Annotated in this window: 14 protein-coding genes; 11 read left to right on the top strand and 3 right to left on the bottom strand. The window is 42.7% G+C overall.

The features are described from left to right. Positions 1 to 2: 2 nt before the first annotated feature. Complete coding sequence (locus tag UCH003_RS05310) at positions 3 to 359, top strand: hypothetical protein (RefSeq protein ID WP_041963369.1); 357 nt, start codon at positions 3 to 5, stop codon at positions 357 to 359. A gap of 21 nt (positions 360 to 380) precedes the next feature. Beyond that, entirely contained in the window at positions 381 to 878 is a 498-nt protein-coding gene (gene rraA / locus UCH003_RS05305) for a ribonuclease E activity regulator RraA (RefSeq protein WP_041963368.1), read from the top strand. Here rraA and UCH003_RS05300 read toward each other — a convergent pair. Continuing rightward, positions 841 to 1,281 carry a hypothetical protein gene (locus tag UCH003_RS05300; RefSeq protein ID WP_060825717.1) on the bottom strand — a complete coding sequence of 147 codons (441 nt, stop codon included), beginning with the start codon at positions 1,279 to 1,281 and terminating at the stop codon, positions 841 to 843. The genes rraA and UCH003_RS05300 overlap by 38 nt on opposite strands. A 75-nt stretch (positions 1,282 to 1,356) precedes the next feature. Here UCH003_RS05300 and UCH003_RS05295 point away from each other — a divergent pair, with 75 nt between their 5' ends. Beyond that, positions 1,357 to 1,782, top strand: coding sequence for a hypothetical protein (locus tag UCH003_RS05295; protein WP_039672735.1), 426 nt, complete (start codon positions 1,357 to 1,359; stop codon positions 1,780 to 1,782). Between the two features lie 39 nt (positions 1,783 to 1,821). Here UCH003_RS05295 and UCH003_RS05290 read toward each other — a convergent pair whose 3' ends face one another. After that, on the bottom strand, positions 1,822 to 4,395 hold the full coding sequence (locus tag UCH003_RS05290) for an ATP-dependent Clp protease ATP-binding subunit (protein ID WP_060825716.1): 2,574 nt from the start codon (positions 4,393 to 4,395) through the stop codon (positions 1,822 to 1,824). Positions 4,396 to 4,622: 227 nt separating this feature from the next. On the opposite strand from UCH003_RS05290, the gene UCH003_RS05285 reads away from it, so the two are divergent. From UCH003_RS05285 to UCH003_RS05250, 8 genes are all read left to right on the top strand, one after another. Further along, on the top strand, positions 4,623 to 5,966 hold the full coding sequence (locus tag UCH003_RS05285) for a S41 family peptidase (protein WP_060825715.1): 1,344 nt from the start codon (positions 4,623 to 4,625) through the stop codon (positions 5,964 to 5,966). A gap of 14 nt (positions 5,967 to 5,980) precedes the next feature. Further along, positions 5,981 to 6,694 (top strand): phosphoribosylaminoimidazolesuccinocarboxamide synthase, encoded by a 714-nt coding sequence (gene purC, locus UCH003_RS05280; protein WP_039672741.1) that lies wholly within the window; start codon positions 5,981 to 5,983, stop codon positions 6,692 to 6,694. Between the two features lie 21 nt (positions 6,695 to 6,715). Then, on the top strand, positions 6,716 to 6,961 hold the full coding sequence (gene purS, locus UCH003_RS05275) for a phosphoribosylformylglycinamidine synthase subunit PurS (RefSeq protein ID WP_060825714.1): 246 nt from the start codon (positions 6,716 to 6,718) through the stop codon (positions 6,959 to 6,961). Continuing rightward, the gene (gene purQ / locus UCH003_RS05270) at positions 6,955 to 7,626 is read left to right on the top strand and encodes a phosphoribosylformylglycinamidine synthase subunit PurQ (protein WP_039672745.1); all 672 of its coding nucleotides are present in this window, start codon (positions 6,955 to 6,957) and stop codon (positions 7,624 to 7,626) included. The genes purS and purQ overlap by 7 nt, the downstream gene beginning before the upstream one ends. Continuing rightward, on the top strand, positions 7,619 to 8,725 hold the full coding sequence (locus UCH003_RS05265) for a hypothetical protein (protein ID WP_060825713.1): 1,107 nt from the start codon (positions 7,619 to 7,621) through the stop codon (positions 8,723 to 8,725). The genes purQ and UCH003_RS05265 overlap by 8 nt, the downstream gene beginning before the upstream one ends. Beyond that, positions 8,703 to 9,392 carry a lysophospholipid acyltransferase family protein gene (locus tag UCH003_RS05260; protein ID WP_060825712.1) on the top strand — a complete coding sequence of 230 codons (690 nt, stop codon included), beginning with the start codon at positions 8,703 to 8,705 and terminating at the stop codon, positions 9,390 to 9,392. The genes UCH003_RS05265 and UCH003_RS05260 overlap by 23 nt, the downstream gene beginning before the upstream one ends. Positions 9,393 to 9,537: 145 nt before the next feature. Then, entirely contained in the window at positions 9,538 to 11,409 is a 1,872-nt protein-coding gene (htpG, locus tag UCH003_RS05255) for a molecular chaperone HtpG (protein WP_060825711.1), read from the top strand. A gap of 275 nt (positions 11,410 to 11,684) precedes the next feature. Beyond that, the gene (locus tag UCH003_RS05250) at positions 11,685 to 11,960 is read left to right on the top strand and encodes a hypothetical protein (RefSeq protein ID WP_060825710.1); all 276 of its coding nucleotides are present in this window, start codon (positions 11,685 to 11,687) and stop codon (positions 11,958 to 11,960) included. Positions 11,961 to 12,063: 103 nt separating this feature from the next. On the opposite strand, the gene UCH003_RS05245 is transcribed toward UCH003_RS05250, so the two are convergent. Beyond that, positions 12,064 to 13,800, bottom strand: a complete 1,737-nt coding sequence (locus tag UCH003_RS05245) for a thioredoxin domain-containing protein (protein WP_060825709.1) — start codon at positions 13,798 to 13,800, stop codon at positions 12,064 to 12,066. Between the last annotated feature and the right edge of the window lie 7 nt (positions 13,801 to 13,807).

Genomic DNA, 13,807 nt, shown 5'->3' with positions numbered 1-13,807 from the left:
GCATGTATCGTATTTTACTCGCGTGTAGCATTTTTCTAGCGGCTTTCGGCACTAACGTATCGGCATGCGGAGGCAGTTGCTTGGAGTGTCATCCCAAACTGCAACCTCATATCGACGATTCCAACCATTTCGTATTAAAAGAGTGCATTACATGTCACAATAAACCCTCCGAAAAAGGGCAATGCGGAAAAGACTGCTTTGATTGTCATTCACGTGAAAACGTTTATGCGCAAAAAGACGTCGGAGCACATCAAGAACTCAAACTCTGCGGTTCTTGCCATGAAGAAAAAGTCGATTTTACCGTACCGAAGCGTTCACCCATGTCCACTCAAGACAACCTGATACGCCTTTTCAAATAACAAGTAACACAAGGAGCCCTTATGAAATTTTACACCGCAGACCTTTGCGATGCCTATCCTAATCACGTTCGCGTTCTCGATCCTCTTTTCAAATCCTACGGCGGACGCAAACGCATCTTCGGCTCTATCGTTACCGTTCAACTCTTTGGCAATAACAAAACGTTAGTCGAACTGCTCAAAAGTGAAGGTGCCGGACGCATTGCCGTCGTCGACGTCCATGCCGCATACACGGCCGTCGTCGGCGATAATTTGATGAAATTCGCGTATGAAAATCACTGGGCAGGAATCGTGATCAACGGTTACGTCCGCGATACTAAAAATACGAAAGAGATCGATGTAGGGCTTTTTGCATTGGGAACATGTCCGAAAAAGACGATGGAACCTCAAGAAGGAAGCTTACATGTAAGCTTCTCGTTCGGCGGCGTAACGTTCAATGAAGGCGACTATCTTTACGCCGATCGCGACGGAATCATCCTAAGTGCTACGCCTTTAGAGCATGCTCAAGACACGCTCTCATAAGGTGTTTCCACTCCAAATCGAAGTGTTTTGCGATAAACGCTTCGGTATGGGGAACCGTGCACAAAGAACAATCCAAATGCGCAACATTTTCAAAAACCGCGTATCGTCCCTTGCGTGAATCGATCGCACAAGTGCTTTTATACGTTATCCCTTCGCGGCACGCAATACCCTCATCGTTAAACCGAAAATGCGGGCAAGCGCACAAATAACAATTCAGTTTCTCCATCGTATGGCACTTTTGACAATCTCCATACAAAGGGCAAAAATCCGGCTCGTTCAAGCGCATTTTTTCAAACGTAAAATAGTCGATGATCGCTTCTTTGGACATCTTTTGCATCAAAAGTTTAACGATAATCGCGTGATGTTTGTTAGCATGTGCTTCAAACCAATGCAAATAGCTCATAATTTGTCGTTTCCTTGAAAAAAAGACCGTTATATTGAGAATTTTATAGTAAAATTCGCTCAAAGGAATAAGGTTATGAAAAAATACGCGATTATTGTAGCACTTCTCACGTCGCTTTTCGCCAATGACGTCACCGACGACGATAATTTCAAAGAGGAAGATATTCCTAAAATTTTATCGATTATCAAAGACGGCACCAAAGAGCATATTCCGATGCTTTTGGACGACTACACCACACTCGTGGACGTCGTGAGTTTTCAAAACGCGATCGAGTACCGTAACCGCATCAATTCGCATAACGAGATGATTCAAACCATCCTGAAAACCGACAAAGGTACGCTCATCAAAACGACGTTTGAGAACAATCGAAGCTATTTGTGTAGCGATGAAGAGATCAAGCAGTTGTTAAAACACGGTGCCGTTTTCGTTTACGTTTTCTACGATCTAAACAACACCGAATTGTTTAAATTTTCCGTTCAATACAAAGATTGCCAACCCTAAAGAAAGTTACATGTAGGGCTTACATGTAACTTTGAAGGCTTACTTTTTTCGAATGACGATTTTGCCTTCTTGGGCATCGATGACGATATTTTCACCCTCATGCAAACGATCTTCCAAAATCAGCTCCGCCAATTTGTCTTCCACTAACTCATACAAAGCGCGTTTTAAAGGACGTGCACCGTAGACCGGATCAAATCCCGCTTCGGCGATCAACGCTTTTGCGGCAGTCGTCAATTCGGCTTTGATCTCTTTGCCGGCGAGTTTAGTTTCGATCTCTTTAAACATAATGCTCACGATCTCTCTCAAGCCGTCTTCGGTGAGCGGATTGAAGATCACGATGTCGTCCAAACGATTGAGAAATTCGGGTTTAAAGTAGGCACGAAGCTCTTTCATCACCTCTTCTTGACGTTTTTCGCCCTCAAACTCCATAATTTTGCTACTGGCGATATTGGACGTTAAGATGATGATCGTATTTTTAAAATCGACCGTCACGCCCTTATTGTCCGTCAAACGTCCTTCATCGAGTACCTGAAGCAAGATGTTAAAGACATCCGGATGCGCTTTTTCAATCTCGTCGAATAATACGACGCTGTAAGGTCTTCGTCGTACCGCTTCGGTAAGTTGTCCGCCCTCATCGTAACCGACGTAGCCCGGAGGCGCACCGACCAAACGACTGACCGAGTGTTTTTCCATATATTCGCTCATATCGAAACGAATCAACGCTTTGGTCGTATCGAACAAAAAGTTTGCCAACGCTTTGGCACTTTGCGTTTTACCTACGCCCGTAGGTCCCAAGAAAAGAAAACTGCCGATCGGCTTGTTTTGCTCGCTAAGACCTGCTTTATTACGTTTAATCGCACGACCGATCGCCTTGATCGCTTCGTCTTGCCCGATAACCTCTTTTTGGAGATACGCTTCGACATGTAAAACTTTCGTCTTCTCGCTTTGGAGCATTTTCGTCACCGGAATGCCCGTCCATTTACTGACGATCGTTGCGATCATCTCTTCATCGACGCTGTTTTTAAGCAACGTCCCGCTCTCTTGCATCTTTTCCCATTTAGCCTTAAGCTCGTCCTCTTGTTTTAAGAGTTCAGGTAGCTTACCGTACTCGATCTCGGCGGCTTTGTTAAACTCGCTACGTTTTTTCGCACTTTCCGCTTCTCGTTTCAAGGCTTCCGCTTGGCTTTTAATGGAAGCGATGTCGTTAAAAACGCTCTTTTCGTTTTCAAACTGTGCATCAAGCGCGTGCATCTTCTCTTTAGCATCGCTAAGCTCTTTTTCAATGGCATGCAAACGCTCGTCGTTCTTTTTGTTTTTTTCCATCAAAAGTGCCTCTTTTTCAACCATCAGCGTACTGATAGAGCGTTTAATACGGCTCAGCTCGGTGGGCTCGCTTTCGATCTGCATTTTAAGTTCTGCCGCGGCTTCGTCGATCAAATCGATCGCTTTATCGGGTAAAAAACGATCGCTAATGTAACGCGAACTCAGCTTTGCCGCCGCGACCAGTGCGGAGTCTTGAATGCTAACGTTATGGTGGGCTTCAAGATGCTCTTTAATACCGCGTAAAATCTGTAACGCTTCGTTGATGCTCGGCTCGTTGACCGTGACCGGTTGGAAACGACGTTGCAGAGCCGCATCTTTTTCAAAATACTTGCGGTACTCTTTTAAGGTCGTCGCACCGATCGTGTGAAGCTCGCCTCTGGCAAGGGCGGGTTTGAGGATATTCGCCGCATCCATACTGCCTTCACTGGCACCTGCACCGACGATGGTGTGAATTTCGTCGATAAACAAGATAATATTGCCGTTTTTTTTCACTTCGTCGATGACGGCTTTGAGTCGGTCTTCAAACTCGCCGCGGTATTTGGCTCCGGCGATTAACGCACTCATATCAAGCGCGATCACGCTTTTGTTTTGCAAGCTTAAAGGCACGTCGTTGTGCGCGATACGCAAGGCTAATCCCTCGGCAATCGCCGTTTTACCCGTACCGGGTTCGCCGATTAAGATCGGATTGTTTTTCGTCTTACGAATCAAAATCTGCATCATACGACTGATCTCTTCGTCGCGTCCGATCACCGGATCAAGCTTGCCTTCGCTCGCAAGTCTGGTCAAATTAATACCGTATTTATCCAAAGATTCTAAAGTATCGTCGGCACTTTGTTTGTCGATCTTTTTGCCGCCGCGCAATGCTTCGAGATTCTTTTTAAATTGTAACAGGTCTAAGTATTTACCCAAAATCTTTTTAAAAGGGTCGTTGTCGATATTCGCCAAAAGCCACGTATCGACCGATAAATAGCTGTCGCCTTTTTGTTTCATCAAGCCTTCGGCTTTTTGAAGCGTCTCGACTAAAGCACGCGAAACGGTGATATTCTCTTTCGTCACCGAAGAAGCCGTCGGTAATTTTTGAATTTCGCTTTTGACTTCAAGTTCGATAGCACTCTTATCGATGTTCATTTTAGTAAAGACTTGATTGAGAATCGAAGCCGAATTGGTAATCAATCCCCAAAGTACATGTAAAGGGGTTGCCTCTTGATTTTTCGAATGTAAAGATAGGCTAATAGCACTTTCGATCGCTTCGCGCATTTGATTGGTTAGTTGTTCAAAAAGTGAGTTCATCGCATCTCCTTTGATTTTTACGGTATTATATAACTTTAGTCTATTGTTGTCAAGTTTATTTAGCACTAAGGCATTATGTATGGTGACTATTTTAGCATTAAATACCGACCTGTCAAACGTTTTAAACCTACCGATCCGCCCTTGGATTTCATAGAAATTTTAGGGAACTTCCACTATAATCAACACTCCAAATATATGCATCTCTTGCTAGGAGTTAAACACACCCTATGAAACATCCATCTTTTGCCGCTCTCGGCTTCACCGCTACGTTTGTAGCCCTCATAACGTTTTTTTCTTCGACACTCTTCGCAGACACTCCCGAAGGAGAAAAAAGTCGCCTTGCATCGCTTGCCAAATTTACGCGTGTTTTGGCTACGATTGAAAAATACTACGTCGACGACCTTAAAATCGACGATATCGTCACAAAAGCGATCGAAGGACTTTTAACCAACCTTGATGCACACTCCTCATACTTAGACGAGAAACATCTTAAAGACCTTAAAATTCAAACCGAAGGCGAATTCGGCGGTTTAGGAATTACCGTCGGTCAAAAAGACGGTGCCTTAACCGTTATCGCTCCGATGGAAGGAACGCCTGCGGATAAAGCGGGAGTCAAAGCCGGAGACATTATCCTAAAAATCAATAAACAATCAACGCTCAATATGACGATTGACGAAGCAGTCAATATCATGAGAGGTAAACCCGGTACCGGTATCGAGTTAACCTTGGTACGCGAGGGCGAGACAAAACCCCTACTCATCTCCATCGTCCGCGATATTATTAAAATCGAATCGGTTTATACCAAAACGGTTGAAAACGAAAATATGCTTTACGTTCGCGTCGTTAACTTCGATAAAAACATCGTAGGCGACGTTCAAGAAGCGATCAACAAAAACAAAAACGTTAAAGGTATTATTTTAGATCTCCGCAACAATCCCGGAGGCCTTCTCAACCAAGCCGTCGGATTGGTCAACCTTTTCGTCGATGAGGGCATCATCGTTTCGCAAAAAGGACGCGTCGAGTCCGAAAACGCCGAATATAAAGCCAATAAAGCCGATATGATTACCAAAAAACCGTTGGTTGTTCTCGTCAACGGCGGAAGTGCCAGTGCCAGCGAAATCGTCAGCGGTGCGTTACAAGACCACAAACGCGCGGTCATCGTCGGTGAAAAAACGTTCGGTAAAGGTAGCGTTCAAGCCATTCTTCCCGTCGTCGATAACGAAGCCATCCGCTTAACCATCGCACGTTATTACCTCCCAAGCGGTCGTACCATTCAAGCCGAAGGCGTCGTGCCGGACATCGTCGTTTATCCCGGCGACGTACCGAATAAAACCAACGAACAGACGATTAAAGAAAAAGATTTGAAAAAACACCTTGAAGGTGAACTTAAAAAAGTAGACGAAAATAAAACAACCGCGGTCGCGGATACGAAAGAGGCAAAAACAAAAGCGAAGGGCGGTAAGGACTCTAAAACAACCAATAAAGAGATCGTAACCCAAGAGAATCTTTACAAAGATTTACAACTCAAAAGTGCCGTTGACATTATCAAGGTACTTTCTATTAAAAAATAAGCGAGGAGCTTTCTGTGAACAAAGGTGCGTTAATATACGAAGGTAAAGGTAAAAAACTTTTTGTAACCGATGACGAAAATCTCTTGATTTCCGAGTTTAAAGACGATTTGACGGCATTTAATGCCGAAAAAAGAGGCAATGAAGCAGGAAAAGGCGCACTCAACTGTAAAATCAGTACGCAGTTGTTTCATCTTTTGGAACAACACGGTATCCAAACGCATTTGGTCAAAACGCTTGACGATACGCACCAATTGATTAAAAAAGTTAAAATTATTCCTATCGAAGTGGTCGTCCGTAACATCGCAACCGGTTCATTGGCGAAACGTCTGGGTATCAAAGACGGTACGGTTCTTCCGTTTACCTTGGTAGAATTTTATTATAAAGACGATGCACTCGGTGATCCTATTATCAACGACGAACATTGTTTATTGCTCAATCTCGTCAAAAGCGAATCGGATCTTGAAGAACTCAAACGTTTGGGTCGAGAGATCAATGCAATCATGAAAAGCTTTTTCGCAGAACGTAAACTCAAACTCGTCGATTTTAAAGTCGAATTTGGCGTCGATCAAGAAGGCACGATTCTCCTTGCCGATGAAATCAGCCCCGATAGCTGTCGCTTCTGGGATATGGATACCAACGAAAAACTCGATAAAGATAGATTTAGACAAGGTCTCGGCAGCGTCAAAGTTGCTTACGAAGAGGTTTTAAAACGTATACTCTCGCACTAAATACTGAAGGAAAACGAAACAATGAAAGTTATTGTCAATATTCAACTGAAAAACGGCGTTCTCGACCCGCAAGGAAAAGCCGTCCATCATGCGCTCGCTTCGCTCAAATTTGACGAAGTCGGCGACGTACGTATCGGAAAGCAGATTATTCTCGAGGTTGCGACCGACGATCAAGCCAAGGCAAAAGAACGCGTAACCGTTATGTGTGAAGAACTCTTAGCCAATACGGTTATCGAAAACTATACGATCGAGTTTCCCGCATGTTAGTCGCCGTCGCGGTATTTCCGGGAACCAACTGTGAAATCGATACGAAATATGCGTTCGAAAAATTAGGTCAAGAAGTTGTTTTGGTTTTTCATAAAGAGGAAAAATTACCCGAGGGAACCGATCTTGTGGTTCTCCCCGGAGGTTTTAGCTACGGCGATTATTTACGAAGTGCGGCTATTGCTAAATTTTCACCGATTATGAAAGCCGTCATCGCGTTTGCCCAACAAGGCGGAAAGGTACTCGGTATCTGTAACGGATTTCAAATGCTAGTCGAAGCGCGTCTTTTACCCGGAGCGATGAAACGTAATGAAAACGTCCATTTTATTTCGCAATTTCATCACTTAAAAGTCGTTCACAACGATAATACCTTTTTACGCCGATGTTCTGTTGGCGAAGTGCTCAACATCCCTATCGCTCACGGTGAGGGAAGTTTTTACATCGATCCGGAAGGTCTCAAAGAACTCTATGCTAAGCATCAAGTTCTCTTAACCTATTGCGATGAAAAAGGCACTCCTCAAAATCCTAACGGTTCGATCGACGCGATTGCGGGCATTTGTAACGAAGCCAAAAACGTTTTCGGTCTTATGCCGCATCCCGAGCGTGCGATTGAAGCGATTTTGGGTTCAGACGACGGCGTCAAAATGCTCCGAGGTTTTCTTGACTAAGCTTATACGAAGTTTTTTACTTCCGTTTATCCTTCTTGCTATCCTCTTCCAAAGCCTTTATGCCGAAGAAGGGGTTTTTGCGGAAACATCGTCACGCTCCAAATCGCTGTTCGTCTCGCTCGAATCCAGCCCGCAAAAAGTCTATATCGGACAAGTTTTTAGCGTTAAAGTTAAAGCCATCGTTGCCAAGAGCAAAGTCGATGCGTTAAGCAACACTTTTTCAGAAGGTTCTAACGTCGTCGTCCTCAATCCTCAAGCGACGTGGGAATCTGCGGGTTCCAATACGTATTATGCGACGTTTCTTTTCAAAGTCACGTCTAAAAATGCTTCCATGCCGCGTTTAAGCGTCTCGTTGATTCAAAATCAAGAAGCCTTAGAGAGCGAAATCATCGGCTTAAGCCTTCCTTCCGTCGTTCAACTCAAAAACGATCCTCTTTTTTGCAACGTTATCGCCCAATCGTTTAACGTCAATAAGTACAAAACGACGACTTTCGACGCTAAAAACGTCATCGTTGTTTTGGAGATTGAAACAAGCGGTGCGAATCTGCAAGATTTTAAACTCGGCGGTATCGCTAAAAGCGGCATCGATTCGTACTCGCAAACCGCTAACGGCGAGAAGATTTACTATTACGCCATTATCCCCAATTATCAACGCGAATTCGAGTTTACCTATTTTGATCTTCCGAGCAATAAATTTCAAAAAATAACGCTTCCGGTCATCATCGAAAGCGACGAAGTCAGTACCCAACTGGGGCTCAACCCGAAAGAGAGTATTTTCGAGTTTTACAAAACGATCGCTTACGGTGTTTTTGCTTTTGTCTTTTTTGTCATTCTTTTAAAGAAACGACGCTGGTACTATCTGCTTCCCGTTTTGATTTTTACGGCACTGTTTTTCTTGGATAAAAACCCTTTAAATAAAGTCAAACTCAAAGCCAATAGCGCTTTGATGATTTTGCCGACCGAACGCTCCACGGTTTTTTTTACGAACGATAAAATGCTGGACGTCGAAAGGCTCGGCGATCGCGATAATTACATCAAAATCTTACTTCCTGATGGGAAAATAGGATGGACGCAACGTGAAAATATTACCCAGAATTAGAGCTTTTTTCGTTATGATCGAATTCGTCGTGACCGTTTTGATCACGATCGTTTTAATGTATCTGTTTCGAAACCGTACGCACGGCATTCGAAAAACGTGGGCCAATCTTCAAACCTATTTGATCGGATTTAAGATCGTCACCCACGGCGACATTTCGCCTAAGACGACTTTGTTGGTTATGAACCATCAAAGTTTACTCGACATCGTGACGCTCGAAGCGATTTACCCTAAAAATCTCTGTTGGATCGCTAAAAAAGAGATCGAAGATATTCCGCTTTTTGGGCATATTATCCCGGCACCTCGTATGATTTCGATCGATCGAAAAGATAAACGCTCCATTATCAAAATGCTTAAAGAAGGCAAAGAGCGCGTTAGCGAAGGTCGTGTGCTTGCGATGTTTCCCGAAGGTACACGAGGAAGAGGCGATAAGCTTTTAAAATTCCAAAGCGGAGCCAAAGCATTAGCGGAAAAATTGGACCTTGTCGTACAACCTGCTCTCATCACGGGTGCGCGCTACGTTCTCGACTCGCAAAACTTTATGGCAAACGGCGGAGAAGTCCATGTGCATTTTCTTGATCCCATCGATCCCAAAGCCGACGAGCAATGGTTTGAGAAAATGTACGACGCGATGAATCAAACACTGCAAAGCAATTTAAACCAAGCGTAACGTTAAGAGAAACGTCACAAAAGTGGCGTTTTCTTTTTTTATTTTTTGCTACAATAACGCCGTTTTTCGGATTTTTCAAAATACTTTAAAACGTAAAAGTATTTGAAAAAACCCAACAAATACATACATTAACAAAGGAACTACGATGTCAAAACACCCTTTTCAAACCGAAGTGACACAACTTTTAGACCTGATGATTCACTCGCTCTACTCGAATAAAGAGATCTTTTTGCGTGAGCTTGTCTCCAATGCCTCTGATGCACTCGACAAGCTAAACTACCTAACCTTAACCGATGAAAAATATAAGGCTCTTTCTTACGTTCCTCGTATCGATATTGCGATCAATAAAGAAGCCAAAACCCTAACGATCAGCGATACGGGTATCGGTATGAACGAAGAGGACTTGGTCGAAAACCTCGGAACTATCGCTAAAAGCGGTACCAAATCATTCTTGCAAAACCTTAGCGGCGATAAAAAGAAAGACTCTAGCCTCATCGGTCAATTTGGTGTTGGTTTCTACTCTGCTTTTATGGTTGCAAACAAAATCGAAGTCATTAGCCGCAAAGCAGGCGAAGAGACCGCTTACATGTGGAGCAGTGAAGCCGGGGCAGAGTATGACATCGCTGAAGTTTCCAAAGAGAGCCACGGAACATCCATCACTCTTTACCTCAAAGACGATGAAGATGAATTTTTAGAGTTTTACCGCATTCAAAACGTCATTAAAAAATACTCTAACCACATCCAATTCCCTATTTTTATGGACAAAGAAGTCAAAGAGTATGACGATGAAGGCAAAGAGAAAAGCAGCGAAATCAAAAATGAGCAAATCAACAAAGCGAGCGCGCTTTGGACAGTAGCAAAAAGTCAAATCAAACCAGAAGAGTACAAAGACTTTTACCAACAAATCTCTCACGATAGTAGCGATCCATTGTTATGGAGCCATACCAAAGCAGAAGGAACATTTGAGTACACCACCCTCTTCTACATTCCTTCAACACCGCCAATGGACTTGTTTAGAATGGACTATAAACCGGGTGTCAAACTCTACGTTAAACGCGTGTTTATCACCGATGATGAAAAAGAGTTGTTGCCAACTTACTTACGTTTTGTTAAAGGTATCATCGATGCGGAAGACCTACCGCTTAACGTCAGCCGTGAGATTTTACAACAAAACAGAATTTTAGAGACCATCAAAAAAGCTTCCGTGAAAAAAATCTTGAGCGAACTTAAATCTCTCAAAGAAAAAGATGCAGAAAAATACCTTGAGTTCTACAAAAACTTCGGGCGCGTCATCAAAGAAGGTTTGTACAATGACTGGGACAATAAAGAAGCGCTTTTAGAGTTAGTGCTTTTCAAATCGTCTAAACGTGATGGACTTGTCAGCCTTAAAGAGTACAAAGAGAGTATGAAAGAGGATCAAAAAAGCATCTACTATATCACGGGTGAAAATGAAAGAATCCTTCGTAATTCTCCACTGATTGAGCAATTCAAAGCTAAAGATATTGAAGTCTTGCTTCTTGATGAAGAAGTCGATGCCATCGTCTTCCCAATGGTGGGCGAATACGATAAAACACCGATCAAACCCGTAAACAACTCCGACATCGACGAAGAGATCAAAGAAGACAAAGAAAAAGTAGAAGAAGATGAAAAAACCTACAAAGAAATTTTGGTCAAAATGAAAGAAATCCTCAAAGACGATGCGAAAGACGTCAAAATCTCTAGTCGTTTGAGTGATTCTCCATCATGCCTTGTGTACGATAAAAACGACCCAGACTTCCAAATGCAACAGATGCTTAAACAGATGGGACAAGACAATCTCCCAGCCGTTAAGCCCATCTTAGAGATCAATCCTGAGCATGAAATCTTCAAAAAACTAAGCGCAAAAAGTGACCTTTTAGAGCTTAATGACGTTGCTTTCTTACTTCTTGACCAAGCCAAACTTCAAGAAGGTATGAAGATCGAAGATACCGCGGCTTTTGCCAAACGCTTGAACCGTTTTATCGCAAAAGCACTCTAAAAATACTTTTACATGTAAGGATTTTTCCTTACATGTAAAAAAGAACTGCCCTTACTTTTCCAAGCTACATCAAATTTCTATTTTCATAAAATGCCACACACGACTTCCAATGTTTGTAGAACTTTCATTGGTTATTTCAGATGGCAAAATAACGTAAAAGATTATAATGTAAAGCCCTCTCGTCTCTTATATCTTAATATTCATTTACATGGACATATCAGACTATTTTATATATAATATTCGTTGCATAAATAGTTAGGAATAAAGGAATAGAAATGATTGAAATAGGAAAATATGACCATTTTGGAACTAAAGAAGATTACATCACTATAGATCTATCTGATAAAAAGCACTCCAATCGAGTAATTAATTTTTTGAAACGTAACAATATTCTAACTGGTGCGCATGAATTTACAATACAAGCTCAATGGACAGCAGCTCAGTTCCATCCTGATATGGTAATGAAAGAAGATGATTTTCTTGATTTTGCAGATGCCATTAATCAATTGGCTGAAAAAATCAAAGATCGTCGAGAAAACAAAGAATCCTAAAAAAGTGAGCAACTCAAAAACCCGCTAGTGGCTTTTTGTTTGCTCACTTTTAACTTTTTATAGGTAACCTAGGAAAAGGGGTCAGGGCTAAACTTTTAACTTTTTACATGTAAAGTGTGATTGCCCTCACCGCTTCGGGATACGCATGAGCATACTTTTGAATACCCGCCCCAAAACTCTCCAACATATCTTTCGCTCGTATAAACAACGCCGTATCATCTTCAATTTTTGCGAGTTCAAATAGATTTTTGATCATCGTTGAAAGTGGGCTTTTGTAGCTGTTGTCTTCCAAAACGGCTTTGGCACGAAAGGCTTTGTCGGAGAGGTACCATGTACCTTCTTTGTAGAATTTTTGCTCCGCTTCATGGCTGAGTCTCTTTGCCAGTTCCAAATAGTGCGCTTCGTTGCTGTGCGCGTAAGCTCGAAGTAACGCTTCGATCACAAAAGCGTAGTCTTCTAACAAGGCTTCCACTTTCAAACTACCGCCTAAAACCATCTGATGGTACAAAACACCTTTTACATGTAAAGAGTTTAAAAGTGTATCAAGCACGCTTTTTGCTTTTTCGACTTTGTCTGCCTCGAAGAGTGCTGTGACCATCAACGCATTCCACGCGGTCAAAATTTTGGTGTCGATAAATGGATACGCTACCTTTTGACGTTCCTCTTTTAAAATAACAATCGCTTCATTAAGACGTGCAGGTTTTTCGTTACATGTAAGCGTAGGATTGGTGGTTTGATGTTCAAAATTGCCGAACTTTGTGATGCCAAAATAGTCCATCACGGCTTTCGTTTCTACTTCACTGAGCCCGCCTTTTAAAAGTGCTTCTTGGGTTTCTTTAAAACCAAACACAAAGTATTTACCCTCTTCTCCCTCAGAGTCAGCATCACTAGCACTGAGGTAAAGTCCCTCTTTTAAAAACCGCTCATCCATCGCTTTGATGGTTGTGTCAATAAGCTCTTGAAAGTACGGTTTTTGAGTGATTTTAAACACTTTGGCATAGACTTCGATGAGTTCGGCATTGGTGTAAAGCATCTTTTCAAAATGTGGAATCACCCAACTTTCATCAACGCTATAACGGTAAAAGCCACCCTCAATTTGGTCGTTGATACCGCCTCGCGCCATTGCATTTAAGGCATCTTCACTCATATACAACGCTTCAAGATTACCCGTTTTCTGATAAATGTCTAACAGAGCATTCCACGTCGATGCATGGGGAAATTTTGGCGCACTTCCGATGCCTTTGGAAACATCATCGTAACTCGTTTTCACCTTGCTCACAAACGTTTCCAGAACCATCTCTGCATCAATGTGCTCTTTTTGCTCAAAACTGCGCTCATACTGCTTGATCGCCGCTTCAATGCTTACGGCACTTTTTTGCACCTCTTCGTACGCATCATCAAACTTGCCTTTGATAAAACTGGTCAGTTCACGAAACCCCATACGTCCTTGCACACTTTGCGGTGGCAGATACGTTCCTGCAAAAATGACTTGTTGTGTTGGAGTCATAATGATACTCAGTGGCCAACCGCCAGCGCGTTTGGTGAGCAGGTAATGCACGTCTTGGTAGTATTTATCAAGGTCTGGCATCTCTTCACGATCGACCTTGATGCTCACATACGCATCGTTGAGCACTTTAGCACTGAGTTCATCCTCAAACGTTTCGCGCTCCATCACATGACACCAATGACAGGTACTGTACCCGATGGAAAGAAAGATCAGTTTGTTTTCCTCTTTGGCTTTGACAAGCGCTTTATCGCTCCATGCCATCCAGTTCACGGGGTTGTGCGCGTGTTGCAACAGATAAGGAGAATCCTCGTGTATCAGCTCGTTCGTGTGCATTTTAGAC

It is taken from the genome of Sulfurospirillum cavolei (genome assembly GCF_001548055.1).
GTDB lineage: Bacteria > Campylobacterota > Campylobacteria > Campylobacterales > Sulfurospirillaceae > Sulfurospirillum.
Note: the sequence above shows the minus strand (reverse complement) of the source record. Positions and strands in the feature narration are given on the sequence as shown.

What these genes read in the sequence shown, in the direction of transcription:
- UCH003_RS05245 (WP_060825709.1), bottom strand. Translation starts at nt 13,800, where the DNA reads ATGCACACGAACGAGCTGATACACGAGGATTCTCCTTATCTGTTGCAA.
- rraA (WP_041963368.1), top strand. Translation starts at nt 381, where the DNA reads ATGAAATTTTACACCGCAGACCTTTGCGATGCCTATCCTAATCACGTT.
- UCH003_RS05310 (WP_041963369.1), top strand. Translation starts at nt 3, where the DNA reads ATGTATCGTATTTTACTCGCGTGTAGCATTTTTCTAGCGGCTTTCGGC.
- UCH003_RS05295 (WP_039672735.1), top strand. Translation starts at nt 1,357, where the DNA reads ATGAAAAAATACGCGATTATTGTAGCACTTCTCACGTCGCTTTTCGCC.
- purQ (WP_039672745.1), top strand. Translation starts at nt 6,955, where the DNA reads ATGTTAGTCGCCGTCGCGGTATTTCCGGGAACCAACTGTGAAATCGAT.
- UCH003_RS05285 (WP_060825715.1), top strand. Translation starts at nt 4,623, where the DNA reads ATGAAACATCCATCTTTTGCCGCTCTCGGCTTCACCGCTACGTTTGTA.
- UCH003_RS05290 (WP_060825716.1), bottom strand. Translation starts at nt 4,395, where the DNA reads ATGAACTCACTTTTTGAACAACTAACCAATCAAATGCGCGAAGCGATC.
- htpG (WP_060825711.1), top strand. Translation starts at nt 9,538, where the DNA reads ATGTCAAAACACCCTTTTCAAACCGAAGTGACACAACTTTTAGACCTG.
- purS (WP_060825714.1), top strand. Translation starts at nt 6,716, where the DNA reads ATGAAAGTTATTGTCAATATTCAACTGAAAAACGGCGTTCTCGACCCG.
- UCH003_RS05300 (WP_060825717.1), bottom strand. Translation starts at nt 1,281, where the DNA reads ATGAGCTATTTGCATTGGTTTGAAGCACATGCTAACAAACATCACGCG.
- UCH003_RS05250 (WP_060825710.1), top strand. Translation starts at nt 11,685, where the DNA reads ATGATTGAAATAGGAAAATATGACCATTTTGGAACTAAAGAAGATTAC.